The organism is Burkholderia sp. B10, from assembly GCF_004368385.1.
GTDB lineage: Bacteria > Pseudomonadota > Gammaproteobacteria > Burkholderiales > Burkholderiaceae > Burkholderia > Burkholderia vietnamiensis.
Genome location: NZ_PQMX01000079.1, coordinates 1 through 25,928 on the forward strand (window position 1 = coordinate 1; position 25,928 = coordinate 25,928).

The 25,928-nt window shown below is 68.1% G+C and carries 21 protein-coding genes and 2 pseudogenes; 14 read left to right on the plus strand and 9 right to left on the minus strand.

Annotation, left to right across the window (positions count from 1 at the left end; all coding sequences use genetic code 11):
* The 4 genes and pseudogenes from C3Y15_RS32430 to C3Y15_RS26895 form a co-directional block, all read left to right on the plus strand.
* Nucleotides 1-155 (plus strand): annotated as a pseudogene (locus C3Y15_RS32430) (LysR family transcriptional regulator); the annotation flags it as partial.
* A gap of 96 nt (nt 156-251) precedes the next feature.
* Entirely contained in the window at nt 252-812 is a 561-nt protein-coding gene (locus C3Y15_RS26885) for a GNAT family N-acetyltransferase (protein WP_069246460.1), read from the plus strand.
* A gap of 9 nt (nt 813-821) precedes the next feature.
* A complete protein-coding gene (locus tag C3Y15_RS26890) occupies nt 822-1,688 on the plus strand; it encodes a MerR family transcriptional regulator (RefSeq protein ID WP_014725248.1) in 867 nt (288 codons plus the stop codon).
* Between the two features lie 123 nt (nt 1,689-1,811).
* Complete coding sequence (locus C3Y15_RS26895; protein ID WP_034195219.1) at nt 1,812-2,792, plus strand: sulfonate ABC transporter substrate-binding protein; 981 nt, start codon at nt 1,812-1,814, stop codon at nt 2,790-2,792.
* Between the two features lie 192 nt (nt 2,793-2,984).
* Here C3Y15_RS26895 and speB read toward each other — a convergent pair whose 3' ends face one another.
* Nucleotides 2,985-3,947 carry an agmatinase gene (gene speB / locus C3Y15_RS26900; protein ID WP_011882472.1) on the minus strand — a complete coding sequence of 321 codons (963 nt, stop codon included), beginning with the start codon at nt 3,945-3,947 and terminating at the stop codon, nt 2,985-2,987.
* 348 nt (nt 3,948-4,295) lie between these two features.
* Between speB and C3Y15_RS26905 the strand changes: the two genes are divergently transcribed.
* From C3Y15_RS26905 to C3Y15_RS26940, 8 genes and pseudogenes are all read left to right on the plus strand, one after another.
* Nucleotides 4,296-4,967: a lysoplasmalogenase gene (locus tag C3Y15_RS26905; protein WP_059461400.1), complete on the plus strand. Its 672-nt coding sequence runs from the start codon at nt 4,296-4,298 to the stop codon at nt 4,965-4,967.
* 248 nt (nt 4,968-5,215) lie between these two features.
* Nucleotides 5,216-6,817, plus strand: coding sequence for an NAD(P)/FAD-dependent oxidoreductase (locus tag C3Y15_RS26910; protein ID WP_069246459.1), 1,602 nt, complete (start codon nt 5,216-5,218; stop codon nt 6,815-6,817).
* A gap of 21 nt (nt 6,818-6,838) precedes the next feature.
* Nucleotides 6,839-7,777 (plus strand): SDR family NAD(P)-dependent oxidoreductase, encoded by a 939-nt coding sequence (locus tag C3Y15_RS26915; protein WP_059568019.1) that lies wholly within the window; start codon nt 6,839-6,841, stop codon nt 7,775-7,777.
* Nucleotides 7,774-8,679, plus strand: coding sequence for a metal-dependent hydrolase (locus tag C3Y15_RS26920; RefSeq protein ID WP_034195222.1), 906 nt, complete (start codon nt 7,774-7,776; stop codon nt 8,677-8,679). The genes C3Y15_RS26915 and C3Y15_RS26920 overlap by 4 nt, the downstream gene beginning before the upstream one ends.
* Nucleotides 8,680-8,683: 4 nt before the next feature.
* Nucleotides 8,684-9,547, plus strand: coding sequence for an alpha/beta fold hydrolase (locus C3Y15_RS26925; RefSeq protein ID WP_069246596.1), 864 nt, complete (start codon nt 8,684-8,686; stop codon nt 9,545-9,547).
* 175 nt (nt 9,548-9,722) lie between these two features.
* Nucleotides 9,723-10,622: an urea transporter gene (locus C3Y15_RS26930; RefSeq protein ID WP_069246458.1), complete on the plus strand. Its 900-nt coding sequence runs from the start codon at nt 9,723-9,725 to the stop codon at nt 10,620-10,622.
* Nucleotides 10,597-10,683: pseudogene (locus C3Y15_RS32615) on the plus strand (class II aldolase/adducin family protein); the annotation flags it as partial. The gene C3Y15_RS26930 and the pseudogene C3Y15_RS32615, both read left to right, overlap by 26 nt.
* Nucleotides 10,684-10,927: 244 nt before the next feature.
* Nucleotides 10,928-15,769: an NAD-glutamate dehydrogenase gene (locus C3Y15_RS26940; protein WP_069246457.1), complete on the plus strand. Its 4,842-nt coding sequence runs from the start codon at nt 10,928-10,930 to the stop codon at nt 15,767-15,769.
* A gap of 21 nt (nt 15,770-15,790) precedes the next feature.
* Here C3Y15_RS26940 and C3Y15_RS26945 read toward each other — a convergent pair whose 3' ends face one another.
* The 8 genes from C3Y15_RS26945 to katG form a co-directional block, all read right to left on the minus strand.
* Nucleotides 15,791-16,648 carry a class I SAM-dependent methyltransferase gene (locus tag C3Y15_RS26945; protein WP_059622728.1) on the minus strand — a complete coding sequence of 286 codons (858 nt, stop codon included), beginning with the start codon at nt 16,646-16,648 and terminating at the stop codon, nt 15,791-15,793.
* Nucleotides 16,645-16,806: a hypothetical protein gene (locus C3Y15_RS31875; protein WP_166677067.1), complete on the minus strand. Its 162-nt coding sequence runs from the start codon at nt 16,804-16,806 to the stop codon at nt 16,645-16,647. The genes C3Y15_RS26945 and C3Y15_RS31875 overlap by 4 nt, the downstream gene beginning before the upstream one ends.
* A 1-nt stretch (nt 16,807) precedes the next feature.
* Nucleotides 16,808-16,951, minus strand: coding sequence for a hypothetical protein (locus C3Y15_RS31880; protein WP_166677068.1), 144 nt, complete (start codon nt 16,949-16,951; stop codon nt 16,808-16,810).
* A 102-nt stretch (nt 16,952-17,053) separates the two neighbouring features.
* Nucleotides 17,054-17,887 carry an arylamine N-acetyltransferase gene (locus C3Y15_RS26950; RefSeq protein ID WP_014725258.1) on the minus strand — a complete coding sequence of 278 codons (834 nt, stop codon included), beginning with the start codon at nt 17,885-17,887 and terminating at the stop codon, nt 17,054-17,056.
* A 100-nt stretch (nt 17,888-17,987) separates the two neighbouring features.
* Nucleotides 17,988-18,680, minus strand: a complete 693-nt coding sequence (locus C3Y15_RS26955; protein ID WP_045578411.1) for a hypothetical protein — start codon at nt 18,678-18,680, stop codon at nt 17,988-17,990.
* A gap of 278 nt (nt 18,681-18,958) precedes the next feature.
* The gene (locus C3Y15_RS26960; protein WP_059696336.1) at nt 18,959-20,440 is read right to left on the minus strand and encodes an amidase; all 1,482 of its coding nucleotides are present in this window, start codon (nt 20,438-20,440) and stop codon (nt 18,959-18,961) included.
* A gap of 377 nt (nt 20,441-20,817) precedes the next feature.
* A complete protein-coding gene (locus C3Y15_RS26965; protein WP_069240324.1) occupies nt 20,818-21,276 on the minus strand; it encodes a pseudoazurin in 459 nt (152 codons plus the stop codon).
* A gap of 57 nt (nt 21,277-21,333) precedes the next feature.
* Nucleotides 21,334-23,559 (minus strand): catalase/peroxidase HPI, encoded by a 2,226-nt coding sequence (gene katG, locus C3Y15_RS26970; RefSeq protein WP_069240325.1) that lies wholly within the window; start codon nt 23,557-23,559, stop codon nt 21,334-21,336.
* A gap of 823 nt (nt 23,560-24,382) precedes the next feature.
* Between katG and C3Y15_RS26975 the strand changes: the two genes are divergently transcribed.
* Nucleotides 24,383-24,817 (plus strand): universal stress protein, encoded by a 435-nt coding sequence (locus tag C3Y15_RS26975; protein WP_014725264.1) that lies wholly within the window; start codon nt 24,383-24,385, stop codon nt 24,815-24,817.
* A 636-nt stretch (nt 24,818-25,453) separates the two neighbouring features.
* Nucleotides 25,454-25,702, plus strand: a complete 249-nt coding sequence (locus tag C3Y15_RS26980; protein WP_059475213.1) for a hypothetical protein — start codon at nt 25,454-25,456, stop codon at nt 25,700-25,702.
* Nucleotides 25,703-25,928: the final 226 nt, after the last annotated feature.

The window sequence follows — 25,928 nt, forward strand, 5'->3', positions numbered from 1 at the left end:
CACCCGCCCTAATCGAACTGACATCCGCCCCGCGCTGCGAAATCGAGCGCGAGATCTGGCTGGTCGTCCACCCGGACGTGCGCCGTTCGCCACGCGTGCAACGCGTCGCCGATGCGATCGCTGAAGCGGTCCGCGACGCGGATGGCCATCTGTAGAGCCGGCGCCGCACGCAGCGCGCCCGCTGACCACCGCCTTTACCGCGCCGCCCGACGGCCGGCATAGTAGCGTTTTCATCCGCCCGCCTTGCCGCCATGCCCGACGCTCCCGCCTGCACCGTCCGCGACGCGACCGATGCCGATCTCGACGCCATTCACGCGATCTATGCGCACCACGTACGCCACAGCGTCGCGTCGTTCGAGGAAGCCCCGCCCGACGTCGCCGAATTGCGCGCACGCCGCGACGCGGTGCTGCGCCACGGCCTGCCCTATCTCGTCGCCGAATGCGACGGCCGCGTGGCCGGCTACGCGTATGCGATGCCGTATCGCACGCGCAGCGCGTACCGCCACACGATCGAGGATTCGATCTACATCGACGACGCGCAGCGCGGCCGCGGCATCGGCCGTGCGCTGCTCGCCGCGCTGATCGCGCGTTGCGAGGCCGGCCCGTGGCGGCAGATGATCGCCGTGATCGCCGACGGCGGCACCGGCGGCTCGACGTCGCTGCATCGCGCATTCGGTTTCGAGCCGGCCGGCGTGCTGAAGGCGGTCGGCTACAAGCATGGCCGCTGGATCGATACCGCGCTGCTGCAACGCGCGCTCGGCGACGGCGCGCGCACGCTCCCCGCGACGCCCGACGCCGGCGCGTCGCGCTAGAATGGCCGCATGCCAAAACAGACTCCCAACACGCCTGACGAGGCCGCAGCGGATTCCCGCAACGAGTACACGGTCGACGAACTCGCGCGCGTATCCGACACGACCGTGCGCAACGTCCGCGCATACCAGGATCGCGGGCTGCTCGCGCCGCCCGAGAAGCGCGGGCGCGTCGGCATCTACGACGACACCCACGTCGCCCGCCTGAAGCTGATCAACCACCTGCTCGCGCGTGGCTACACGCTGTCGAACATCCAGGATCTGATCATGGCGATCGACGAAGGCCACGACCTGCGCTCGATCCTCGGGCTGGAAACCGCGATCGGCGGACGGTGGTCGCACGAACGGCCCAAGACCTACTCGCTGGCCGCGCTCGCCCAGATGTTCGGCCCGCAGACGGCGTCCCAGCTGTCGCGCGTAACCGAGTTCGGGCTGCTCGAACGGCACGGCCTGTCGTTCGTCGCCAAAAGCCCCGCGCTGCTCGAGGCAGCGGCCGCGATGACGAAGGAAGGCATCCCGCCGCGTGAATTACTCGACGTGATCAGCGTCGCGCGACCGCACTTCGATGCGATCGCGCGGCTGCTCGTCGATCTCGTCGTGAAGCGGCTCGACCGCTACGACGAAGGCACGCTGCCGCCGGTCACCGACGTGCCGGCGCTCGTCGACGCCATCTGGCGGCTGCGTCCGCTCGCGGCCGTGTTCGTCGAAGCCGAGACCAACCGCGCGCTCGAGAACGCGGCCAGCGCCTATCTGGGCGGCCGCGTCGCGACGATCCTCGACAAGAAGCTCAGCGACGAAGCCGCGCGACAGGCCGGCGCATCCGCCCGCTCCGAGCACGCCGGCCACTCGCCCAAGAAAGGCAACGGCGACAAAGCATAGGACCGCCGCGGTCATATTCATATCGGCAATGCTTGGTTTGCGGGCCCGGTCGCCCGTGCGACGATTCTTCCAACCGAGCGGCACACGCCGCTTTCCGAAGACGTCTCGCATGGAGTCCGTTCGATGATTCGTTTCACCCGCTGGATCGCCCGCATCGCCGTGACGGCGCTCGCCGTCGCCGCCGCGACATCGGCGCTCGCGCAAGGCAGCGCCGACAAGGTCGTACGCATCGGCTATCAGAAGGCCGGCCTGCTGTCGGTGCTCAAAAGCCAGGGCGCGCTGGAGGCGCGGCTGAAGCCGCTCGGCTACGACGTCCAGTGGTTCGAATTCCCGGCCGGCCCGCAACTGCTCGAGGCGCTGAACGCGAACAGCATCGACTTCGGCTATACGGGCGCACCGCCGCCGGTGTTCGCACAGGCCGCGGGCGTGCGCTTCGTGTACGTCGCCGCCGAACCGCCGTCGCCGCACAACGAAGCGGTGTTCGTGAAGGCCGATTCGCCGGTTCGCTCGCTGTCCGAATTGCGCGGCAAGAAGGTCGCGCTGCAGAAGGGTTCGAGCGCGAACTATCTGTTGCTCGAAGCGCTGAAGAAGGCCGGCGTGCGTTACGACGAGATTCGCCCCGTCTACCTGCCGCCTGCCGACGCGCGCGCCGCATTCGAAAGCGGCAACGTCGATGCATGGGCCGTGTGGGACCCGTATTACGCGGCCGCCCAGAATTCGCTGAAGGTGCGCACGCTGTCCGACTATACGGGCCTCACGCCCGCGAACAACTTCTACGAGGCAACGCGCACGTTCGCCGAACAGCATGCGGACGTGGTCGGCACGATCCTGAAGCAGGTGCGCGAGACGGGCCTGTGGGTCAACGGCCATCCGGCCGAGACGGCCGCGCTGATCGCCCCGAAGGTCGGCCTGCCGCTGCCGCTCGTGCAGACGTGGATCCAGCGCGTACCGTTCGGCGCGGTGCCGATCGACGAGAACATCGTGGCCGTGCAGCAGCGCGTGGCCGACGCGTTTTATGCAGCGAAGCTGATTCCGCAGAAGCTGAGCGTGGCGGAGAATGCGTGGACCGACAAGCGGGTGGCAGGCGCGCTGGCGGCGAAGTAATACACGCGGCGGCATCCGCTCGAATCAGGCCGACGGGCGCGCTGCCCGTCGGCCTTCGTGCTTCATCGGTGCCGCGCGCTGCGATACACGCGCTCTGCGTCTGCTGTGCGGACGTCGCACGCAAGCCGCCATCGGCGAACGCTCGCGGCCACCGACCTTGCCGGCTGCGCGACGCGCGCACGACGCGCCACCTCAGCGTCCAGCCACCTTCTTCTGGCGCCACAGACACAGCAGATCGCATGCGACGTGCGCGGCCGCGATCGCCGTGATGTCCGCATGGTCGTAGGCCGGCGCGACCTCGACCACATCCGCGCCGATCAGATCCACCGCGCCGAGCCCGCGCACGATCGCCAGCGCCTGCGCGGACGACAGCCCGCCGGCAACCGGCGTGCCCGTGCCGGGCGCGAACGCCGGATCGAGACAGTCGATATCGAAGGTCAGATAGGCAGGCCGCGCGCCGACGATCCCGACGATGCGCTCGACCGCCGCGCGCGCGCCATGGTCATGCACCCACGCGGCATCGAGCCGCTCGATGCCGAGGAAGTCGTCGTTCCACGTGCGGATGCCGACCTGCACCGACGTCGCCGGATCGATCAGCCCTTCCTTCACCGCCTTGTAGAACATCGTGCCGTGATTGAGGCTGTCCGGTTCGTCGTCGGCCCAGGTATCGCAATGCGCGTCGAAATGAATCAGCGACAGCGGACGGCCGTAGCGCTCCGCATGCGCGACCAGCAGCGGATACGTGATGTAGTGATCGCCGCCGAGCGTGAGCATCTTCGCGCCCGAGCGCAGGATCGTGCGCGCATGCTCGACGATCGCCGGCTTGATCGACAGCGGATTGTGCGCGTCGAACCAGCAGTCGCCGTAGTCGACGGCCGCGAGATCGTCGAACGGGTCGAAGCCCCACGGATACGGATGCAGCTCCGCGAGCTGCACGCTCGCCGCGCGGATCGCGGCCGGCCCGAGCCGCGCGCCGGAGCGATAGGTCGTCGCGAGATCGAGCGGCACGCCGGAAATCGCGACGTCGACGCCGTCGAGCACACGCGAATAGTTGCGGCGCATGAACGACAGCACGCCCGCGTAGGTGTTCTCGATCGACGAGCCGTACGGCGTCGTGCGACGGATCGCGCCGTCGCCATGCAGAAGTTCGGTCATGGTGGAACCTGTCATGCGTGGAATGCGTGGAGGCCGTCCTGCGCAATGGCGCGGGCCGGGCACGGGTTCATCGGGCTCGCACCGGCGCGCATCGCTACGCACGGCCGGGCGGGACAACGTCAATACCGGAAGCGAGCATAGCAAGGCGGACCGCAACCCTTGCCCCGGCGCGACCGGGGCAACGTGCAAAAAAACCGCTTGGTCACGCCGCTCGCGCGCCGTCGTTTCCTAGAAGGATTCGCCGGTTTTCGCGCGCCGTTTGTTCCCGATAATGCGTGCAGCCGCGCGCTCGCCCGCGCGCCGTCCATCGCAAACCATCGCAGACCACCACGATCCGGAGACACCGCGTTGATCGCCACGCTTCCCGCCCCCTATCGCCGGCTCTGGCCGCTCGCCGCCGTCGCCGCGCTGCTGTACGGACTGTCGCTGGTCACCGCGCCCTATCCCGGCCAACCCGTCGCCAAAGCGGCGATGGGCATCCTGCTGCTCGCCGCGGGCAGTGCGTGCCCCGCGCCGCGCGAGCGCGCGTGGCTGTGCGCGGCGCTCGCCACCGCCGTGCTCGGCGACGTGCTGCTCGCGCTGCCCGCGTGGCCGCCGTCGTTCGTGCTGGGCCTCGGCGCGTTCCTGCTCACGCACCTGTGTTATTGCGCGCTGTTCTTGCGCTGGCGCGCGCGGCCGCGCGGCTGGCGCGTCGGCGCTTCGATCGCGCTGTGGATCGCGGCGGCCGCCTGCTACGTCGCGTTCTTCGCACACCTCGGCGATCTGCTCGTACCGGTGGCCATCTACATGCTCGCGCTGTGCACGATGGCGAGCCTCGCGCTCACGGCCCGCACGCGCGGGCCGTTGGTCGCGCTCGGTAGCCTGATCTTCGTCGGCTCGGACACGCTGATCGGCGTCGGCCGCTTCATCGGCGTGTTTCCGGGTATCGAGCTGCTGATCTGGGGCCTCTATGCGCTCGCGCAGCTCACGATCGTGGCCGGGGTTTTCCATGAGACGACGGGCGCAACGATCCGGCCCTGAGCGTGTTTCAAACGGGCGGCCGCCGACCGGCTCTCATCTGGCCGCGCGGCCGAACACCGCCGGCGGGTGCTTGCGGCCCTCCCGCACCGCCGCAACACCACACCGTTCCAAACGGCGCAAACCCTTCTGCCACGCGGCTTCCGGCCATTAGAGCGAGCGTTCTAGGCGCTTGCGGTTTCCCGGTTCACGCTCTATCGTTACATCAACCAATGTAACATTCAAAAATGAGCCAGATCGGAGACACCCGGATGAATGCTCGCACGTTGCCTTTCGGCCCGCCCGGCCATGACGGTCATGACGGTCAAGACGGCCCGGACGAAACCACCGACATCGCCATCATCGGCACCGGCTTCGCCGGTCTCGGGATGGCCATTCGCCTGCGGCAGACGGGCGCGACCGACTTCGTCGTCCTCGAGAAGGCCGCGTCGGTCGGCGGCACGTGGCGCGACAACCATTACCCCGGGTGTGCCTGCGACGTGCAATCGCACGTCTACTCGTTCTCGTTCGCGCCGAACCCGCGCTGGACGCGCATGTTCGCGCCTCAGCCGGAAATCCGCGCGTATCTCGAAGACTGCGTCCAGCGTTTCGGCATCGGTCCGCATCTGCGAATGAACCACGAGCTGCAGCGCGCCGAGTACGACGAAGCCGCGCAGCGCTGGCGCCTGACCTTCGCGAACGGCAAGCGCCTGTCGGCGCGCGTGCTGGTGTCGGGGATGGGCGGCCTGTCGCGCGCCGCGCTGCCCGCGATCGCCGGCATCGAAACCTTCGAGGGCCGCGCGTTCCACTCGCAGCAGTGGGACCACGCTTACCCGCTCGAAGGCAAGCGCGTCGCGGTGATCGGCACGGGCGCGAGCGCGATCCAGTTCGTGCCGCAGATCGCGCCGCGCGTGAAAAGCCTCGCGCTGTTCCAGCGCACGCCGCCGTGGATCATGCCGAAGCCCGACCGCAACCTGACGCGCGTCGAGAAGTGGCTGTTCCGCACGCTGCCGTTCACGCAGAAGCTGGTGCGCAGCGGCATCTACTGGATGCTCGAATCGCGCGTGCTCGGCTTCGCGATCCATCCGTCGCTGATGAAGAACGTGCAGAAGCTCGCGCTGCGGCACATCCGCAAGCAGATCCCCGATCCGGAACTGCGCAGGACCGTCACGCCGAACTACACGCTCGGCTGCAAGCGCGTGCTGATCTCGAACGACTACTACCCGGCGTTGTCGCGCAAGAACGTCGACGTGATCACGACCGGCATCGACCACATCGAAGCCGATGCGGTCGTGACGACCGACGGCAAGCGGCACGAGGTCGACTGCCTGATCTACGGCACCGGCTTCCAGGTCGCCGACCCGTATCCGCGCGGCGCGATCATCGGCCGCGGCGGCCTCGACATCGTCGATGCGTGGCGCGACGGCGCGCATGCGTATCTCGGCACGACGCTGCCCGGCTACCCGAACTTCTTCATGATCGTCGGCCCGAACACGGGGCTCGGCCACAACTCGATGGTGTTCATGATCGAATCGCAGATCGAGTACATCCTCGGCGCGCTGCGCGCGATGCAGCGCGAACGCGCCGACGCGATCGAGGTGCGCCCGATCGTCGAGGCGCAGTACAACAGCGCGCTGCAGGGCAAGCTGAAGAAGGCGATCTGGTCGACGGGCGGCTGCAAGAGCTGGTACCTCGATCCACGCACCGGCAAGAACACGACGCTGTGGCCGGGCTTCACGTGGCGCTTCCGGCAGGCGACCGCGCACTTCTCGATCGCCGACTACCACGCGTACCGCGCGCCGCAGCACGCTGCGGGCGCGCGGCACGCGGCAGCGCCGGCCGCTTCCGCATCCACTTCCGCCGAAGCGGCCTGAGACAGACAAGGAGCAACCGACATGAGAGATTTCTCCAACAAGGTCGCCGCGATCACCGGCGCGGGCTCGGGGATGGGCCGCTCGCTCGCGGTGCAGCTCGCGCAGGCCGGCTGCCATCTGTCGCTCGCCGACAAGAACGCCGTCGGCCTCGCCGAAACCGAGCGGATCGTGCGCGCGATCGCGCCGAAGCTGCGCGTGTCGACGCGCGTGCTCGACGTCGGCGACCGCGACGCGATGTACGCGTGGGCCGCCGACACCGCGCAGGAACACGGCAAGGTCAACCTGATCTTCAACAACGCGGGCGTCGCGCTGTCGAGCACGATCGACGGAATGGATTACGCCGACCTCGAGTGGATCGTCAACATCAACTTCTGGGGCGTCGTGCACGGCACGAAGGCGTTCCTGCCGTATCTGAAAGCGTCGGGCGAAGGCCACGTGATCAATACGTCGAGCATCTTCGGCATCTTCGCGCAGCCGGGGATGAGCGGCTACAACGCGACGAAGTACGCGGTGCGCGGCTTCACCGAATCGCTGCGCCAGGAGCTCGACATGATCAAGTGCGGCGTGTCGGCCACCTGCGTGCATCCGGGCGGCATCCGCACCAACATCGCGCAGTCGAGCCGCGTCGCGAAGAACATGGTCGGCTTCATCGTCGAAAGCGAGCAGCAAGGCAAGGACAGCTTCGAGAAGTTCTTCATCACGACCGCGGACGACGCCGCGCGCACGATCCTCGCGGGCGTGCGCGGCAACAAGCGCCGCGTGCTGATCGGCCGCGACGCGAAGGCCGCCGACTGGATGGCGCGCGTATTGCCGGCCGCATACCAGGCACTCGTCGTGCTCGCGACGCGCCGCGAGGCCGCGAAGGCGCGCCGCGCAGCGGCCCGCTACGGCGCCGCGGCCGGCGCGCCGCTGAACGCGACTTACAACAACGCAGGCAATCAGGGAGGAGAACAATCATGACGACCCCGAACATGATGCCGGTGCGGCGCGACATCCGTTTCGCGCTGCCGCCCGAACGCGCGAAGGACTGGCACGTGCAGGGCGTGCCGGTCACGCACTTCATGAACGCGCTGTCGCTGCTGTTTCCGGCCGGCGAGCGCTTCTTCATGGATTCGGTGCGCAACTACCGCGATCGCATCGAGGATCCGCAGCTGAAGAAGCAGGTGCTCGGCTTCATCGGCCAGGAAGCGATGCACACGCGCGAGCACATCGAGTACAACGACCTGCTGCAGTCGGCCGGCCTGCCCGCGCACAAGCTGGACAAGCGGCTGTGGGCGATCCTCGGCTTCTTCAAGAAGGTGCTGCCGCATTCGATGCAGCTCGCGATCACCATCGCGCTCGAGCACTACACGGCGATCCTCGCGAACCAGCTGCTGTCCGGCCACGAGCACCGGATCGACGGCTCGGTCGAAGGCTATCAGCAGATGTGGATGTGGCACGCGATGGAGGAAACGGAGCACAAGGCGGTGTCGTACGACGTATGGAACGCGGTGATGAAGCCTGGGATCGGCAGCTACCTGCTGCGCACCGGCACGATGCTGCTGACCACCGCGATGTTCTGGACCATCGTGTTCGACTTCCACGTGCGGCTGATGCTCGCGCACCGTCGCAAGCACGGGCGGTTCGGCGGGATGGGCCGCCTCGTCAAGTATCTGTACGGCCCGAGAACGGGCGTGTTCCCGAGCATCGCGCGCGAATGGCTCGACTACTTCCGGCCGGGCTTCCATCCGTGGGACCACGACAACCATCAGTATCTGCAGGGGCTCGACACGCTGCTCGCGAACATCGATGCGACCAATGCGCGCTATGCGGCGCAGGCCGCGCCGCGCCGCGTGCCGTTGCACCCGGTCGCGCAGGCGTGACGCGATGGCGCGCGCAAGCGAGATGCTGACCGTTCGCTCCGGCGACGTGAGACTGGCCGTCTACGTCAGCGGCCCGCGACGCGCGCCGCCGCTGATACTCGTGCACGGCTATCCCGATTCCGCGGCCGTATGGGCGCCGGTGCGTGCGCGGCTCGCGACGCGCTACCGCGTGATCGCCTATGACGTACGCGGCGCGGGCGCGTCCGATGCGCCGCGCCGACACGCGGACTACGCGCTCGCACGACTCGCCAACGATCTGCAAGCCGTCGCCGCCGCGACCTGCGGCGACCGGCCGTTCCATCTGGTCGGACACGACTGGGGCTCGATCCAGTGCTGGGAAGCCGTCACGGATCCGGCGTGGCGCGGCCGCATCGCGTCGTATACGTCGATCTCCGGGCCATGCCTCGATCACGTGTTCCGCGCGAAGATGCGGCTCGAGCAAAGCCTGAAATCGTGGTACATCGCGTTCTTTCATCTGCCGATCGTGCCGTCGCTGGTGTGGCGGCTCGGCGGCGCCGCACTGTGGCCGCGCTGGCTGCAGTTGACCGAGCGCGTGCGGCCCGCGCGCGATCCCGCGCAGTTGAAGAACGCGCTGAACGGCTTGCAGCTGTATCGCGCGAACTTCATCGCCACGGCGCGACGGCCGCGCGAGCGATATGCGCAGGCGCCCGTGCAGATTCTCGCGCCGGTGCGCGATCGCTACGTGACGCCCGAGATGTCGGTCGGTCTCGATCGCTGGCTCGGGCAGTACGTGCGCGAGGAGATCGACGGCGCGCACTGGGTCGTGCTGCGCAATCCGGATCTGATCGCGGCCCGGATCGAACGATTCGCGACCATGCATGAAAGGCGCGCGGTCACGGTCGCATAAGCGGGCGCAGGGGCGCACGGGCGGGCGATGAGCGGTAGCGGCAATTCAGTGCCGCCAGGCGTGTCGTAATCGGCCACGTCTGCGCCCGACGACAAATTCCCGGTATCCGGAATACCCCGTTCCGAAGCGGCGGTTGGTGTCCTATGCTCGCGGCTCGCCCTGTTCGTCCGCTGCCATGCCTACCGCCCATTCAGCCAGCCCGTCGACCGCCCTGCGCATTCTGCTGCGCAGCACCGGGCAGATCGTGCTGCAGGCCAACGCGTTCACGGGAGCCATGCTGATCGCCGCGCTCGCGCTGACCGACTTGCGGCTCGCGTGCGCGGCGCTGCTCGGGGCGGCCGTCGCGAACCTGACGGCGGCGCTGAGCGGCGCCGCGCATTGCGACGTCGAACAGGGCCGGCACGGCTTCAACGGCGCGCTGGCCACGCTGGCGGCCGTTTCGTTTGCGCCTGCTCCGCTCGCGGCGCTCGCGCTCGCGCTCGCGCCGTCGGCCGCGCTCGGCGCAGCGCTCGTGCAGCGTGCGCTGCGCACGCCGCTCGCCAAATGGCGGCAGTGCCCGTATTCAGGCCCGTACATCGCGGTCACCGCGCTGTGGATGCCGCTTGTCGCGGTGCAACACCCGATCGACGCCGCGACGAGCGCGACGCTGACGCCTGCGTCGATCGCGTGCGCACTGTCGTCCGGTATCGCGCAGACCACCTTCGCGCAAGGCGCATGGCCCGCCGCGCTGATCGTCGCCGGCATCGCGGCCGCATCGCGCCGCGCAGCGGCGTTCGCGCTCGGCGGCGCGATCGTGTCGAGCGTGCTGCTGGTCGCGTTCGGCGCCAGCGGCGCGGCGTTCGACGCCGGCCAGCTCGGCGTCAACGGCGCACTCGCGGCGCTCGCGCTGATGTCGCGCGGCACCCGCACGGCGCTCGCCGCAGCCGCGCTCGCCGCGTTGCTCCAGTGGCTCGCGATGCGTGTGGGCCTCGTCGCGCTCACCGCGCCGTTCGCGCTCGCATCGTGGGTCACGGTGGCCGTCGCGCGGCGCTTCCCCCTCGGAGAAACCGATGTCGTCGTTCGCACACCGTCCTGACGCCGTGAAGCGTGGCGGCCCGATCTCGGCTGCCGGGTTCCGGCTGCGAGCCGCGCTCGCTGTACATCGCGCTCACCGACATGAAAAAGGACAACCGCGCGACGGCCGGCAAGCTGTCGAGCGACGCGCGCTGACAGTCGCCGCGCGGCCGCGTGACCCTATCGGCCGGCACGCAGCATGCGGCGCTCTGCGCAGGCCGCCGTTGTGCGTCCGCACATCGCGCGGTGACGCGATCGGCACACCAATCGGCGCATAATGCCGAACACACCCGCAGCAGCCGATGGCCACCCGTCCAGGAGACCGCCATGGAAGCGAAGAACGAGGAAGTGGTCGCACATCTGCTCTCCGACGTCGTCGAATTCGCGCGCGCCCGCCTGCCCGAAGCCACGTTCCGGATCGTCGAGCCGTTCCTGCGCCACTACTACGATTTCGTCGACGCCGACGATCTGCAGAACCGCAGCATCGCCGATCTCTACGGCGCCGCGATGGCGCACTGGCAGACCGCGCAGAAATTCGTCCCTGGCAGCGAGCGGTTACGCGTCTACAACCCGATCCTCGAACAGCACGGCTGGCATTCCGATCACACGGTGATCGAGATCGTCAACGACGACATGCCGTTTCTGGTCGACTCGGTGACGATGGCGGTGAACCGCCTCGGCCTCGCACTGCACTCGGCGCTGCACCCGGTGTTCCGCATCTGGCGCGGCGGCAACGGCGCGATCGAGCGCGTGGACGCCGGCGGCGCGACGCCCGGCGACGGCAGCTCGCAGCTCGCGTCGTTCATCCATTTCGAGGTCGATCGCTGCGGCGACGCGACGCTGCTCGAGACGCTGCGCAACGACATCGCGCGCGTGCTCGGCGACGTGCGCGCGTCGGTCGAGGACTGGCCGAAGATCGTCGACATCGCCCGCGCGACGATCAAGGACATGAAGGCGCGTGAATCGAGCGCGGAAGACCTCGAGGCGCGCGCGTTCGTCGAGTGGATGGTCGCCGATCACTTCACCTTCCTCGGCCAGCGCGACTACGCGCTCGTGGCCGACGGCAACGGCTTCGCGCTGCGCGGCGTCGAAGGCTCGGGCTTCGGCCTGCTGCGCGAATCGCTGCGCCCGCCCGGCGCAACCGACGTGACGCCGCTGCCGCCGGCCGCCGCCGAGATCATCACCGGCGCGTGGCCGATCTTCGTGACGAAGGCGAATTCGCGCGCGACGGTCCACCGCCCCGGCTATCTCGACTACGTCGGCGTGAAGCTGGTCGGCGCTGACGGCAAGGTCAGCGGCGAGCGCCGCTTCATCGGCCTCTACACGTCGACCGCCTATTTCGGTTCGTACGCCGACATCCCGATCGTGCGGCGCAAATGCGCGAACATCGTCCAGCGCGCGGGCTTCCTGCCGAACGGGCATCTCGGCAAGTCGCTCGTGACCGTGCTCGAGACCTATCCGCGCGACGAACTGTTCCAGGCCGACGAAGACGAGCTCTACGACATCGCGCTCGGCATCCTGCGACTGCAGGAACATCAGCGCACGCGCCTGTTCGTGCGGCGCGACCGCTTCGACCGCTTCGTGTCCTGTCTCGCGTTCGTGCCGCGCGACAAGTACAACACGGACCTGCGGCGCCGCATCGCGAAGCTGCTCGTCAACGCGTACAACGGCGTGAACGTCGAGTTCACGCCGCTGCTGTCGGAATCGGCGATCGCGCGGATTCACTTCGTCGTCCATGCCGAACCGGGCACGATGCCGGACGTCGACACGCGCGAGCTCGAGACGCGCCTCGTGCAGGTCACGCGCCGCTGGCAGGACGACCTCGCGGATGCGCTGCTCGACGCGTTCGGCGAAGAGCAAGGCAACCGGCTGCTGCAGCGCTATGCGGACTCGTTCCCGGCCGGCTATCGCGACGACTATCCGGCGCGCACCGCCGTGCGCGACATCGAGCTGATCGAGCGCGTGAAGGCGTCCGGCCGGCTCGCGATGAACCTGTACCGGCCGATCGAGGCCGGCGCGCGCGCGTTCCGCTTCAAGGTCTATCGCGCCGGCGACCCGATCGCGCTGTCGCGCAGCCTGCCGATGCTCGAGCATCTCGGCGTGCGCGTCGACGAGGAGCGCCCGTACCGGATCCACACGCAGGACGGCGCGCATGCGTGGGTGCACGACTTCGGCCTCGAGCTCGCCGACGAGACCGAGTTGGACATCGAGCGCGTGAAGGATCTGTTCGAGGACGCGTTCGACCGCATCTGGAGCGGACGGATCGAGAACGACGACTTCAACCGCCTCGTGCTGCGCGCGCATCTGAGCGCGCGCGAAGTGACGATCCTGCGCGCGTATGCGAAATACCTGCGTCAGGTCGGCTCGACGTTCAGCGACGCGTACATCGAGCGCGCGCTGACCGGCAACCCGGCGCTCGCCCGCCAGCTCGTCGAGCTGTTCCTGCTGCGCTTCGACCCGGCGACCGGCGGCACGCGCGAGGTGCAGGTCGAGCGCGTGCTGAAGGCGATCGAGACGGCGCTGGACCAGGTGCCGAACCTCGACGAAGACCGCATCCTGCGCCAGTTCCTCGGCGTGATCAACGCGACCGAGCGCACCAACTACTTCCAGCATGACGCCGACGGCGAAGCGAAGCCCTACCTGTCGTTCAAGTTCAATCCCGCGAAGGTGCCCGGCCTGCCGGAACCGAAGCCGATGTTCGAGATCTGGGTGTACTCGCCGCGCGTCGAGGGCGTGCATCTGCGCGGCGGGCGCGTCGCGCGCGGCGGCCTGCGCTGGTCCGATCGGCGTGAGGACTTCCGCACCGAGGTGCTCGGGCTGATGAAGGCGCAGATGGTGAAGAACGTCGTGATCGTGCCGGTCGGCTCGAAAGGCGGCTTCGTCGTGAAGAATCCGCCGCCGCCGACGGATCGCGAAGCATGGCTGCGCGAAGGCATCGCGTGCTACCAGACGTTCCTGCGCGGGCTGCTCGACCTGACCGACAATCTCGCCGGCAACGCGATCGTGCCGCCGCCCGACGTGGTGCGGCACGATCCCGACGATCCGTATCTCGTCGTCGCAGCCGACAAGGGCACGGCCACCTTCTCCGACTATGCGAACGCGATCTCGCACGAATACGGCTTCTGGCTGGACGACGCGTTCGCGTCCGGCGGCTCGGTCGGTTACGACCACAAGAAGATGGCGATCACCGCGCGCGGCGCGTGGGAGTCGGTGAAGCGGCATTTCCGCGAGATGGGCGTCGACACGCAGACGACCGACTTCACCGTGGTCGGCATCGGCGACATGTCGGGCGACGTGTTCGGCAACGGCATGCTGCTGTCGCCGCATATCCGGCTCGTCGCCGCGTTCGATCACCGGCACGTGTTCCTCGATCCGAATCCCGATCCGGCCGCGAGCTTCGCGCAACGCCAGCGGATGTTCGCGCTCGAGCGTTCGAGCTGGGCCGACTACGACGCGTCGACGATCTCGGCGGGCGGCGGCATCTACCCGCGCACCGCGAAGACGATCGCGCTGTCGCCCGCCGTGCAGGCGGCGCTCGGCATCGACGCGCACGCGCTGCCGCCGACCGAGCTGATCCGCGCGATCCTGCAGGCGCCGGTCGACCTGCTGTACAACGGCGGGATCGGCACCTACGTGAAGGCGACCCACGAGACGCACCAGCAGGTCGGCGACCGCGCGAACGACGCGGTGCGTGTGAACGGCGCGGAGCTGCGCTGCAAGGTGGTCGGCGAAGGCGGCAACCTCGGCTGCACGCAGCTCGGCCGCATCGAGTTCGCGCAGCGCGGCGGGCGCATCAACACCGACGCGATCGACAACTCGGCCGGCGTCGATTGCTCGGATCACGAGGTCAACATCAAGATCCTGCTCGGGCTCGTGGTCGGCGACGGCGAAATGACCGACAAGCAGCGCAACGCGCTGCTCGCGGAAATGACCGACGAAGTCGGGTTGCTGGTGCTGCGCGACAACTACTACCAGACGCAGGCGCTGTCGATCGCGGGCCGCTACGGCGTCGAGCTGCTCGACGCCGAGGCGCGGCTGATGCGCTGGCTGGAGCGCGCAGGCCGGCTGAACCGCGTGATCGAATTCCTGCCGACCGACGACGAGATCGCCGAACGCCACGCGGCGAAACAGGGGCTGACGTCGCCCGAGCGCGCGGTGCTGCTCGCGTACAGCAAGATGTGGCTGTACGACGCGCTGCTCGAGTCGGACGTGCCCGAGGATCCGCTCGTCGCCGCGATGCTGGTCGACTATTTCCCGAAGCCGCTGCAGCAGCGCTTCAGCGAGCCGATGCAGCGCCACCCGCTGCGCCGCGAGATTCTCGCGACGCATCTCATCAACGCGCTCGTCAACCGGGTCGGCTGCGCGTTCGTGCACCGGCTGATGGAGGAAACCGACGCGAAGCCGGGCGACATCGTGCGCGCGTGCATCATGGCGCGCGACGTGTTCGATCTCGATGCGGTGTGGCGCGACATCGACGCGCTCGACAACCGCGTCGCCGACGACGTGCAGGCGCGCATGTTCGTCGACGTCGCGCGGCTGCTCGAACGCGCGGCGCTGTGGTTCCTGCGGCACCTGCAGTCGGGCGCGGTGGCCGACGGCAGCGTGGCCGGGCTGATCGCGCGCTGCCGCGACGCGGTGCAGCGCATCGCGCCGCAATTGCCGTCGCTGCTGCCGGCGAGCGACCTCGACGCGCTGTCGGAACGGCAACGCGTGCTGGTCGACGCAGGCGTCGACGGCACGCTCGCCGCGCGCGTCGCGAGCGGCGACATCTCGGCCGCGCTGCTCGACATCGCCGAAGTGGCGGCCACCTGCGAGCGCAGTCTCGAACTGGTCGCGGGCGTGTACTTCTCGCTCGGCACGCTGCTGAACTACGGCTGGATCGCCGAACGGGCCGCCACGTTGCCCACACCGACGCATTGGGACATGCTCGCGCGCGCCGCCGCGCTGGCCGAGATCGCGCGGCTCAAGCGCACGCTCGCGACCAGCGCGCTCGCCGAATCGGCCGACTCGACGGCACCCGAGACGATCGTCCACGCATGGCGCGAGCGGCGCGACGCCGCGCTGCAGCGCTACGACCACCTGCTCGCCGATCTGCGGGCGTCGGGCGGCGCGAGCCTCGCGGTGCTGCTCGTCGTCGTGCGCGAGATCGCGGTGCTCGAACGCGCGTGACGGGCGGCAACGCGACGGGCGTCAGACCGTCGCGACGAGCAGCTCTTCGGCGTTGTTCGGCGGCCGCAGGCCGTCGGCACGGCCGGCGAAATAGCGGCGCGCGAGCGCGTCGGCCGACACGTGCTCGGCGCGCGCGAAGCCGGCGGCCGTCGCGAGCGCACGGATTTCGTCCGGCATGAAGAAGCTGATGAACGGCGTGCCGCTCGCGCGCGCGCCCTGCTCGGCCATCTCGAGCCCCGGCCGCACGTCCGGGTCCGCATGCTCGAGCGGCAGCAGGAACGTCATCGCGAACGTCGTGTCCGGCGCGAGCGACGCGACTTCGCGCAACGCCGCCGCGTTCGCTTCGCGCGTCAGGTACATGCTGACGCCGGTGGACACCACGACCGCCGGCTTGCCCGCGTCGAAACCGGCGCGCACCAGCGCGTCGCGCCACGACTGCTTCGCCTCGAAGTCGACCGGCACGAAGCGCAGCCAGTCCGGCACGCCGAAACCGAGCTCGACGAGCCGGCGGCGCTTCCACGCTTGCGGCGCGGGCGGATCGACTTCGAAGACGGTCACGCGCGACGCCATCTCCGGCCGGCGCTGCACGAAGCTGTCGAGGCCTGCGCCGAGGATCACGTACTGGCTCACGCCCTGCGCGGCCTGCTCGACGACGAGGTCTTCGATGAAGCGCGCCCGCGCGACGATCGACGCGCGAAACGGCCGCGTGAACTGCGGGTCCATGTCGCCGCGCTGCTGCCAGCCGGGCGCCGGCGCGAGCAGGCGCAAGCCGATTTCGTCGGCGAGCACGTGCGGCGGCGCGTCGAGCTCGACGTGCAGCGCGCGCCACAGCGCGACGCGCGCGGCGGTGCTGTCGGGTGCTGCTTTCGCATCGCTCATCGCCGTCCCCTCACGCGGCCGGCTGGCGCGGCGCCTGCAAGCGAGTTGTTGTGATCGGTCTCGAATTCCAGCGTGAACGCCGGCGCCGGGAAGAACTTCGCCGACTTGCCCCAGTTGTGCGTGGTGAGATACGCCGCTTCGATTCGCTCGGACGACATGTCATTCCTCCTCGGCAGGCGGCCGCCCCGACTGCGGCGCGGCCAGATAGGCGCGCAATGCGTCGGCCACCAGCGCGGACGACGACTGCTGCGCTTCGATGGCCCGGAACTTGCCCTGCCGGATCAGGCTGAGCGGCAGGTACACGTTGAACTGCTTCCCTTCTTCGTCGCTCGTGATTGCCAGCGTGCTGGCAAAATAGCAAAAGTCAAACGCCGAGGCACGGCCCCACGGCCGCGCAATCCGCGTTCAGATGTTGCCGGCCCGCGCGGCAACCCGCGCGAACAGCGCGTCGAGATCGAAGCCGGCGGTGTCGATGCCGATCGTGTCGCGCAGGCACGCGCCCCACGCGGCCGCGTCGTCGAACGTGACGGTGCGCCCGGCGCCGGCCGCGTCGCGCAGCGTCAGCACGGTGTTGAACAGCGCCGCGCGGCCGGTCGGCAGCACGCGGCACGCGATCAGGTCGTTCACGAAGATCGATTCGGGATAGGTCGACGTGAACCAGTTCGCGGCGTCGTAATCGATCCACTCGGCCGGCTTCAGCGAAAAACGGTAGGTGGTTTGCCAGCCGTCGGGAATCTCGAACTGCATGTCGAACTCGCCGTCGACCGGTGCGTCGACGACGCGAAACGCGCCGTGCGGCGTCAGCTGCCGCTCGCCCGGCGCGAAGCGCAGCGGCGCGGTGAGCGTCGCGCTGCCGAAGCCGATGTCGGCGAGCCACGCCGCGCCGTCCAGATCGATGCGCAGCAGCATGTGCGTCTGCGCGGTGACGGCCTCGGGCGGCCGCATCCAGCGCACGCGCGCGATCAGCGGCGTGACGCGAAAGCCGAGCGTCGTGAGCGCCGTGTAGAACAGCTTGTTCAGTTCGAAGCAATAGCCGCCGCGGCGGCGCGCGACGACCTTGGCGACGATCGCCGGCACGTCGAGCGCGACGCGCGCGCCGGTCAGCGGATTGAGGTTTTCGAACGGGATCGCCTGCGGATGCAGCAGATGCAGGCGGCGCAGCACGTCGAGCGTCGGCTCGGCCGGGCCGTCGTAGCCGATGCGGGCGAAGTAGCGCGAAAGGTCGAACGAGTCAGTCATGAAGCGGCACCGGAAGCGGAGAACACGTCACGATAGCATCGCGCGAAATCCCCGGGTTGCACGGGGCCATCGCGCGCAGCGGCGGCGCGCGCCGCCGGCGTTACGGCAGCAGCTTCAGCGCGGAAGACGCCACCGGCGGCACCGAAATGCCCTGGCTCGTCGCGAACTGCACGGCCTGGCTGAGCGTCGACGCGAGCGACTGCAACTGGCTCGGCGCGCTCTGCGCGATATACGACGCGGCCTGCATGTTTTGCGGATCGAGCCCGGCCTGCAGCAGCGACGCGGCGCTGGTCGAACCGAGGCCGTTCAGCCCAGACTGCAATTGCGAGTACTGCGTGAGGCCTTGGCCGAGCGACGCGAGGCCGTTGCTGAACGCCTGCTTGTCGACCGCGCCATGCGTCGCGCCGCCGCTCGCGAACGCCTGCCCGAGCGCCTGCGACACCGACTGCTGCGCGCCGCCCATCTGCGACAGCACGGCCGGCGTCAGCGCATTGCCGCCGCCCAGCAGGCTGGCGGCCTGTTGCGCCTGGCCGGCCGCACCGGTGAGCCCCATCGCCGACGCGAGCGACGACTGGCCGGCCAGCACCTGCTGGTTCGCGCCGAGGTAGGCCTGCATCAGCTGCGCAATGCCGCCCTGCGAAGGCGCGGCCTGCTGCTGACCGCCGCCGAGCAGCGCCGAGCCGATCGACTGAAGGTCGAGCTGCGCATCGGCGTGACCGTTCATGCCGAGCAGCATGCCGAATGCGATGCCGGCCGCTGCCAGCTGCTTGCCCGTCGCGCGAATGTGCTTCATCAGTTTCCCTCGTGCCGAATGATTGAGGCCGATATTGTCGAAGCGCGTCGCGCGCCGCCGCAACGACTGAAACACATCGAAACGAAATCGCGCGCGGCAATCGCTTGCAATTGCGCCGCGCGTGCCGTTGGTCGCGCGCATTCGTCGGCAGCGGCCGCGCGATGGGCCGCTATCGCCGGAATTCGTTCCTCACGCGCATCAATGTCGCGGGTCGGCGGCTTCGCGAGACGATCGCGCGGCGCGCACTACGTGCCCATTACGCGCCCACTACGCACTCACTACGCGGCCATCCAGCCGGGCAGCCGCCGGCCGACCCAGTCGGCCGCCTGCTCGTAGCCGCGCGCGAGCTGCAGCACCGCGAGATCCGCGCGCGGCCGGCCGATCAGTTGCATCCCCATCGGCAATCCATCGTCGTTGAAACCGACCGGCACGCTGATCACCGGACAGCCGGCCAGCGTCCACGGCACGACCGTTTCCATCCAGCGGTGATAGGTGTCCATCGGGCGGCCCGCGATTGCCTGCGGCCAGCGCAGCTCGACGTCGAACGGGAACACCTGCGCGCTGGGCGCCGCGATGAAGTCGTAGCGATCGAAGAAGCGCAGCACGGCCTGATGCCACGCGGTGCGCTCGACGCTCGCGTCGAACACGGCCGCGCCGCCCATCGCAAGCAGCCCTTCGACCTCGTAGATCGCCTCGGGCTTGAGCAGCGCACGCCGCGCCGGGTCGCGATAGTGCGCGAGCAGCCCGCCGCCTGCGAGCAGATGCCGATGCGCGAGCCACAGCCGCCAGATGCGCTCCGGCGCGAAGGCCGGCAGCGCGGCATCGACGTCGCAGCCGATCTCGCGCAGCGTCGCGAGGCCCTGTTCGCACTGCGCCAGCACGCCGGGTTCGGTCGCGAGATAGCCGTCCCAGTCGCCGACCCACGCGATGCGCCGGCCGCGCAGATCCGTGTCCAGCGGCGTCGCGAACGCCGACGGCCGCTCCGCGAGCGACAGCGGATCGTTCGCGTCGTAGCCGGCCTGGATCGCCAGCAGTTGCGCGACGTCGGCGACCGTGCGACCCATCGGCCCTTCGGTGCCGAGCTGCTGCATGAACACGTCGACGGCGGGCCAGCGCGGCACGCGGCCCTGCGACGGGCGCATGCCGTAGACGTTGCAGAATGCCGCAGGATTGCGCAGCGAGCCGCCGAAGTCGCTGCCGTCGGCCACCGGCAGCATGCGCGCCGCGAGCGCCGCGGCCGAGCCGCCGCTGCTGCCGCCGGCGCTGCGCGTCAGGTCGTACGGATTGCGCGTCGCGCCATGGACGTCGTTGAACGTGTGCGAGCCGAGGCCGAACTCCGGCGTGTTGGTCTTGCCGATGAAGATCGCGCCGGCCGCCCGCATGCGGCCGACGCCGATCGAATCGGCCTGCGGCACGTGATCGCGGAAGATCGGCGAGCCGTAGGTCGTGCGCAGCCCCTTCGTCATCGCGAGATCCTTCGGCGCCTGCGGCATCCCGTGCAGCCAGCCGTGGTATTCGCCACGGGCCAGCGCCGCGTCCTTTTCCGCGGCTTCGGCGAGCAAGGTCGCGCGATCGCGCAGCGAAATCAGCGCGTTCACCGCACCGTTCACCCGCTCGATGTGATCGAGATATGCACGCATCGTCTCGACGCACGAGACCGCCTTGCGGCGGATCGCCGACGCGAGCTCGCCGGCCGACAGGCGCACCAGCGGATCGACGGGGATGGAGGCGGGAGCGAGATACGGGGCGCGGTGCGGCATGCGGGTTCTCCTGGGATCGGGATGGGCCGAGGGCCGCGCGATGGCGGCGCTCCGTTCCGGACAGCCGGAATGGAGGCGCGCTGCGGCCGACGCTCAACTGTACGCGACTCGTCGCGGGTTGCCCGACGCGTGAGTGGCTACGGCTCATGGCGTGCCGCATCGATACGGTGTCCATCGGAGATCGCGTTTCAGACGGCATGCGTCTCGGCCATGACCGCATGGCCGGCCGGGCTATCCGACGCCGGGCAAGCGATCCTGCCCATCGCGCGTCCGACGCCTGCGCGCGCTCGCTGCGACCGAACCGTCATCGATCCGGCACCCCACACCGTTTCGAGCGCGGCCGGGTTGGCGCGCCCCGCCCCCGGCCGATGCATCGGCTACTTCTGCGTGGGCTGCTCGTGGTCCAGCGTCGCGAACAGTTGATCGAAACGCGCCTTCGCCTCGCGCGGCTGCGCGACGCTGCGCGCCGCGGCCTCGTTGGTCGGGTGTCCCACCACGATCAAGCCGACCATCCCCAACATGTAATGCGGGATGCAGCGATAGCCATAGACGCCCGGTTTGTCGAACGTCACGGTCAGATCTTCACTGATCTTTCCGGAAAAGGCCCCGGCTCCGGCCGGCGCCATGCCGGGAATGCTTTCGACGCCATGCCCGCTGTCCGCGGCAACAAAATGCACGCTGTCGCCCACGTCGATGTGGACGAGGGCCGGCTCGAAGCCCCGTTGACCGTCCGACGCGCGGTTCAGCATCCGAACCTCGACGTCGGCCGCATGCGCGCCCATCGATACCAGTAGCCCCGCACCTGCGATCAGGCGCAGCCATCCGATTTTCCTCATTTCGCCCTCCGATGGACCGGCCGCGGAATCGCTTCCGCGGCCGGTCCGATCACGGTATTAGATGCGCTTCAGATCGAAGCGATCGAGGTTCATGACCTTGGTCCATGCAGCGACGAAGTCGCGCACGAACTTCTCGTGCGCATCGTCCGATGCATAGACTTCGGCGACGGCGCGCAGCTCGGAACTGGACCCGAACACCAGATCGACCGGACTTGCCGTCCACCTGAGCGCACCCGTCTTGCGATCGCGCCCTTCGTAAGTCCCGTCGGCGCTCGGCGACTTCTTCCATTCGGTCGACATGTCCAGCAGATTCACGAAGAACTCGTTGCTCAGCGTGCCGGGATGATTCGTCAGGACGCCCAGCTTCGAATGGCCCGTGTTCGCGTCGAGCGCGCGCAGGCCGCCCACCAGCACCGTCATCTCCGGCACGGTCAGATCCAGCTTGCTCGCGCGGTCGACCAGCAATTCGGCGGGCGAGCGCTCATTGCCTTTCTGGTAGTAGTTGCGGAACCCGTCGGCGGTCGGCTCGAGCACGGCGAACGACGCGACATCCGTCTGCGCCTGCGTCGCATCCACGCGTCCCGGCGCAAACGGCACGGTGATGTCGTAACCGGCCTTGCGGGCCGCATCCTCGACGGCGGCGCTGCCGCCCAGCACGATCAGGTCGGCGAGCGACACCTGCTTGCCGTCCGTTCTGCCCTTGTTGAAGCCGGACTGGATGGCTTCCAGCGACTTCAGCACTTTCGCCACGCTCGCCGGATCGTTCACGGCCCAGCCGTTCTCGGGCGCGAGACGGATGCGCGCGCCATTGGCGCCGCCTCGGTAGTCGGTGCCGCGGAACGACGCCGCCGATGCCCACGCGGTCTTGATCAGTTCGGACTTCGGCAGCCCCGATGCCAGGATTCGGCTCTTCAGATCCGCAATGTCGGCAGCGCCGATCGTCTGGTAGCCGGCGACGGGCAGCGGGTCCTGCCAGATCAGGTCGACCTTGGGCACGTCCTTGCCCAGATAGCGCGCCTTCGGCCCGAGGTCGCGATGCGTCAGCTTGAACCAGGCCTTGGCGAAGGCCAGCTTGAATTCGTCGGGATGCTCCTCGAAGCGCTTCGCGATCTTGCTGTACGCGGGATCGACCTTCAGTGCGATATCGGTCGTGAACATCATCAACGGATGGAGTTTCGACGGATCGTGTGCGTCCGGCACGATGCTCTGCGCATCCTTCGGCATCCACTGGTGCGCACCGGCCGGGCTCTTCGTCAGCACCCAGTCGTGGCCGAGCAGGTTGTCGAGGTACTGCATCGTGAAATGCACCGGATCGACCGACCACGCGCCTTCGAGGCCGCTGGTGATCGTGTCGGCGCCCTTGCCGGTGCCGCACTTGTTGGCCCAGCCGAGACCTTGCGCTTCGACGCCCGCGCCGGCAGGCGCCACGCCGACGCATTTGTCCGGGGAAGCCGCGCCATGCGCCTTGCCGAACGTGTGGCCGCCGGCGATCAGGGCGAGGGTTTCCTCGTCGTTCATCGCCATGCGGCCGAAGGCTTCGCGAATGTCCTGCGCCGCCGCAACGGGATCAGGATTGCCATTCGGACCTTCCGGATTGACGTAAATCAAACCCATTTGGGTCGCAGCGAGCGGCTTTTCGAGTTTGCCGTTCTTGTCGCGGTTATTCGACATGAATTTCGGTCCCGCGCCCCAATAAACCAGATCCGATTGCCAATCGTCTTCACGGCCGCCGCCGAATCCGAAGGTTTGAAAACCCATGGATTCGAGCGCAACATTGCCCGTCAGAACCATCAGGTCGCCCCACGAAATATTCTGGCCATATTTCTTCTTGACCGGCCACAACAAACGGCGAGCTTTATCGAGATTTGCATTATCCGGCCAGCTATTCAGCGGTTCGAATCGCTGCTGTGCGCCGCCGGCGCCGCCGCGGCCGTCGTAGGTGCGATAGGTGCCGGCTCCATGCCAGGCCATGCGGATGAAGAACGGACCATAGTTGCCGTAGTCCGCGGGCCACCAGTCTTGCGAGGTCGTGAGCGTCGTCCGAATGTCCTTCTTCACGGCCTCGATATCGAGCTTCTGGAATGCCTGCGCGTAGTCGAAATCCTTGCCGTACGGATTCGACTCGACATCGTGCTGACGTAGCGGCGAAAGATCGAGCGTCTCCGGCCACCAGAAGCCATTCGCGCGCGGCGCTCCGTCCGCGCGGGCAGAAATGGAACCGGCGCTCATCGCGATAACGGCGACCGCAGCCAGCACCGATTTTGCGATACGATTTCTTTGCATATGACCTCTCCACAATTGAACGTAATGTTGGAATGCGGGAGGATTGTGATCTTGTAGGGAATTCGTCGGCCAATCGGTAGTATTTATTCCTTCAATTGATCCAGACTATGACGGCGATTCGAATTCGGTCGAATAAAATAAGTCAATCGAATCCATCAAATCGCGTCGCCGGTAGTGCGCGCAATTGAATCAACGTTCGGAAGGGTTTCGAATTGGACGCCGGCGTGGGCCACGATGCGAGTCATCACGAATCAGATGCGAGGAACCGGCTCGATGATTTCGTGGATCGGCAGAGTCATTAGCGTTTGAGCCGTACAGGCGTCATCCCCGCTGTCGATAGAGGCGGCAGCATGGAGTAGCCGTGGAAATTCGCGAAGTTGCACGTCGCGGCTCGAAGCCGTCGTTGCTATCGGCGTTGCAAAGCGCCCGCGCACGGTGACGCGCGGGTGATCTCGAACGCGGCGACCGACCAGCCGATACGGCAGCTTCAATTGCGCATGGACGACTCGCAGCCCTGAGTGAGGCGCGCCGAACCGTTCATGCGACGAATGTCGGTGCGCAGCGATGCTCGGCGCACGCAGTACCCCGCCTCGACGAAGCGCCGGACTGACGTACCGACCGCCCGCCACGTCACTGAAATCCCCGTCCCGCGCCGCGATCAGTGAAAACGTTTATGCGCATAAACTTAAATTTCTTATATCTCTAATAAGAGCGGCAAGCCGGCCGGCGTTGACGACATTTTTACGCGGCCGGCCGCTTTCTTTAGCGCGTGCCTTCCTGGCGCGCGCTACGCTGCAACCGTCACCACTTCCGGGCGCTCGCCATGCTCAAGCTGCTGGTTCCGATCGGTCATTCGCCCCGCTCGCTGCACGCGGTGCGCCACGCGGCCTTTCTGTATCGCGAACGTTGTGCGTCGGAAATCGTGCTGATCAATGTGCAGCCGCCGCTCGAAGCGACACGGCTGGAGGCGTTTCACCCGCTGTCGCGGTTGCGCTCGATCGAGGACAGGTTTGCGTGCGACGATCTGGCGATGGCCGAGCGCGTGCTGCGCGAAGCCGGCGCCAGATATAGCGTGGTGAAGAAGGTCGGGCCGGTGGCCGACACGATCGCGGCCGCAGCGGCCGAGACGGGCTGCGACGAGATCGTCGTGGTCGCGCCGCGGCACGACCCGATTCATGCCCTGCTGTCGATGTTTCGCCGCAGCGTGATGAGCCGGCTGGTCCGGATCTCGAACGTGCCGGTGACGGCCGTCCGATAAGCCGCTGAAGAGAACTGTGCCGGCAGCATCGGTGCGCGGCGCAACGAATCGGTCGTGGACCGGATTCGGCGGGTCTTTCGATTCAAGTCGGCGCGGCGATGCGCCGTGACGGACGCGATGCCGTACCGCACCGTCTACACCGCTGCGCTGCGCCTGAGTATGCGTGCGCGCAGCGCCGGCGTGCTTACTTGATGACCTTGCGGACGAACAGCAGATAGGTTGCCAATGAAGACGCGCCCAGCAGGATGACCCACAACGGCGCCATGCTGATCAGTACGGAAGAGACGTTTAGCATTTGGATTCCTCACCATTTCGATAGCGGTGTGCAACGAATGACCGCAGTGCCCGGAGCGGAGCCGCTGCGCGGTCACATGCCCGCGCATCGTGTTCCACAAACATGCATTCATGCTATCGCTTTGAACGCGCGCGCGACCGTCAGCCCGCGCGCGCATCCTGATATTGGTCAAACTCGCGTCACTCGCGCCGCTGCCGGGACGATCGCGCCCGATTGCGCTGCCGGTGAAAAAAGGACACGACCGATTCCGGCCAGCCGTTTCCGCAGACGTTAACCGGGGGAAGCCCCAAGTGCGGCGCGAGCCGTGCCCGCGTTACGCTCGGGCAACGAGGAGACGAATCATGAGACGAGTCGTGCACATCGCTTTTTTTGCGCTGCTGGCATACCTGATCGGCGATCGCGCGCTGCTGCACGCGCAAGGCCGCGACGCCACGCCGAGTGCATGCTCGCAGCGCGCCGAGCAGGTGAAATACGACGCGCTCGGCCGCGGCTTCGGCGCCGCGGCTGCCGGCAGCCAAAGCGAGGCGTTCATGTCGGGATGCCTCGTGAGCGGGCGCGCCGATATGGATGCGACGACCGCGTCCCGTTGACGTTCGGTGCGCGGCGTCCGCTGCGGCTCTCGCGCGGACTTCGGTAGCGATCGGCGCTTTTCGTCGGCTTGCGGCTTGCGGCTTGCGGCTTCGGGCTTCGGGCTTCGGGCTTCGGGCTTCGGGCTTCGGGCTTCGGGCTTCGGGCTTCCGGCTTCCGGCTTCCGCGGCTTGCGACTGATGGAGCCGACACCCACATCGCGGTGATACTCGCCCCACTACCCTACTG

Excerpts from the sequence above, each read along its gene's own strand:
- C3Y15_RS26885 (WP_069246460.1), top strand. The coding sequence starts at position 252 with ATGCCCGACGCTCCCGCCTGCACCGTCCGCGACGCGACCGATGCCGAT.
- C3Y15_RS26895 (WP_034195219.1), top strand. The coding sequence starts at position 1,812 with ATGATTCGTTTCACCCGCTGGATCGCCCGCATCGCCGTGACGGCGCTC.
- speB (WP_011882472.1), bottom strand. The coding sequence starts at position 3,947 with ATGACCGAACTTCTGCATGGCGACGGCGCGATCCGTCGCACGACGCCG.
- C3Y15_RS26975 (WP_014725264.1), top strand. The coding sequence starts at position 24,383 with ATGCTCAAGCTGCTGGTTCCGATCGGTCATTCGCCCCGCTCGCTGCAC.
- C3Y15_RS26940 (WP_069246457.1), top strand. The coding sequence starts at position 10,928 with ATGGAAGCGAAGAACGAGGAAGTGGTCGCACATCTGCTCTCCGACGTC.
- C3Y15_RS26960 (WP_059696336.1), bottom strand. The coding sequence starts at position 20,440 with ATGCCGCACCGCGCCCCGTATCTCGCTCCCGCCTCCATCCCCGTCGAT.
- C3Y15_RS26920 (WP_034195222.1), top strand. The coding sequence starts at position 7,774 with ATGACGACCCCGAACATGATGCCGGTGCGGCGCGACATCCGTTTCGCG.
- C3Y15_RS26890 (WP_014725248.1), top strand. The coding sequence starts at position 822 with ATGCCAAAACAGACTCCCAACACGCCTGACGAGGCCGCAGCGGATTCC.
- C3Y15_RS26925 (WP_069246596.1), top strand. The coding sequence starts at position 8,684 with ATGGCGCGCGCAAGCGAGATGCTGACCGTTCGCTCCGGCGACGTGAGA.
- C3Y15_RS26980 (WP_059475213.1), top strand. The coding sequence starts at position 25,454 with ATGAGACGAGTCGTGCACATCGCTTTTTTTGCGCTGCTGGCATACCTG.
- C3Y15_RS26955 (WP_045578411.1), bottom strand. The coding sequence starts at position 18,680 with ATGAAGCACATTCGCGCGACGGGCAAGCAGCTGGCAGCGGCCGGCATC.
- katG (WP_069240325.1), bottom strand. The coding sequence starts at position 23,559 with ATGCAAAGAAATCGTATCGCAAAATCGGTGCTGGCTGCGGTCGCCGTT.
- C3Y15_RS26930 (WP_069246458.1), top strand. The coding sequence starts at position 9,723 with ATGCCTACCGCCCATTCAGCCAGCCCGTCGACCGCCCTGCGCATTCTG.
- C3Y15_RS26945 (WP_059622728.1), bottom strand. The coding sequence starts at position 16,648 with ATGAGCGATGCGAAAGCAGCACCCGACAGCACCGCCGCGCGCGTCGCG.
- C3Y15_RS26950 (WP_014725258.1), bottom strand. The coding sequence starts at position 17,887 with ATGACTGACTCGTTCGACCTTTCGCGCTACTTCGCCCGCATCGGCTAC.
- C3Y15_RS26965 (WP_069240324.1), bottom strand. The coding sequence starts at position 21,276 with ATGAGGAAAATCGGATGGCTGCGCCTGATCGCAGGTGCGGGGCTACTG.
- C3Y15_RS31875 (WP_166677067.1), bottom strand. The coding sequence starts at position 16,806 with ATGTCGTCCGAGCGAATCGAAGCGGCGTATCTCACCACGCACAACTGG.
- C3Y15_RS26910 (WP_069246459.1), top strand. The coding sequence starts at position 5,216 with ATGAATGCTCGCACGTTGCCTTTCGGCCCGCCCGGCCATGACGGTCAT.
- C3Y15_RS26915 (WP_059568019.1), top strand. The coding sequence starts at position 6,839 with ATGAGAGATTTCTCCAACAAGGTCGCCGCGATCACCGGCGCGGGCTCG.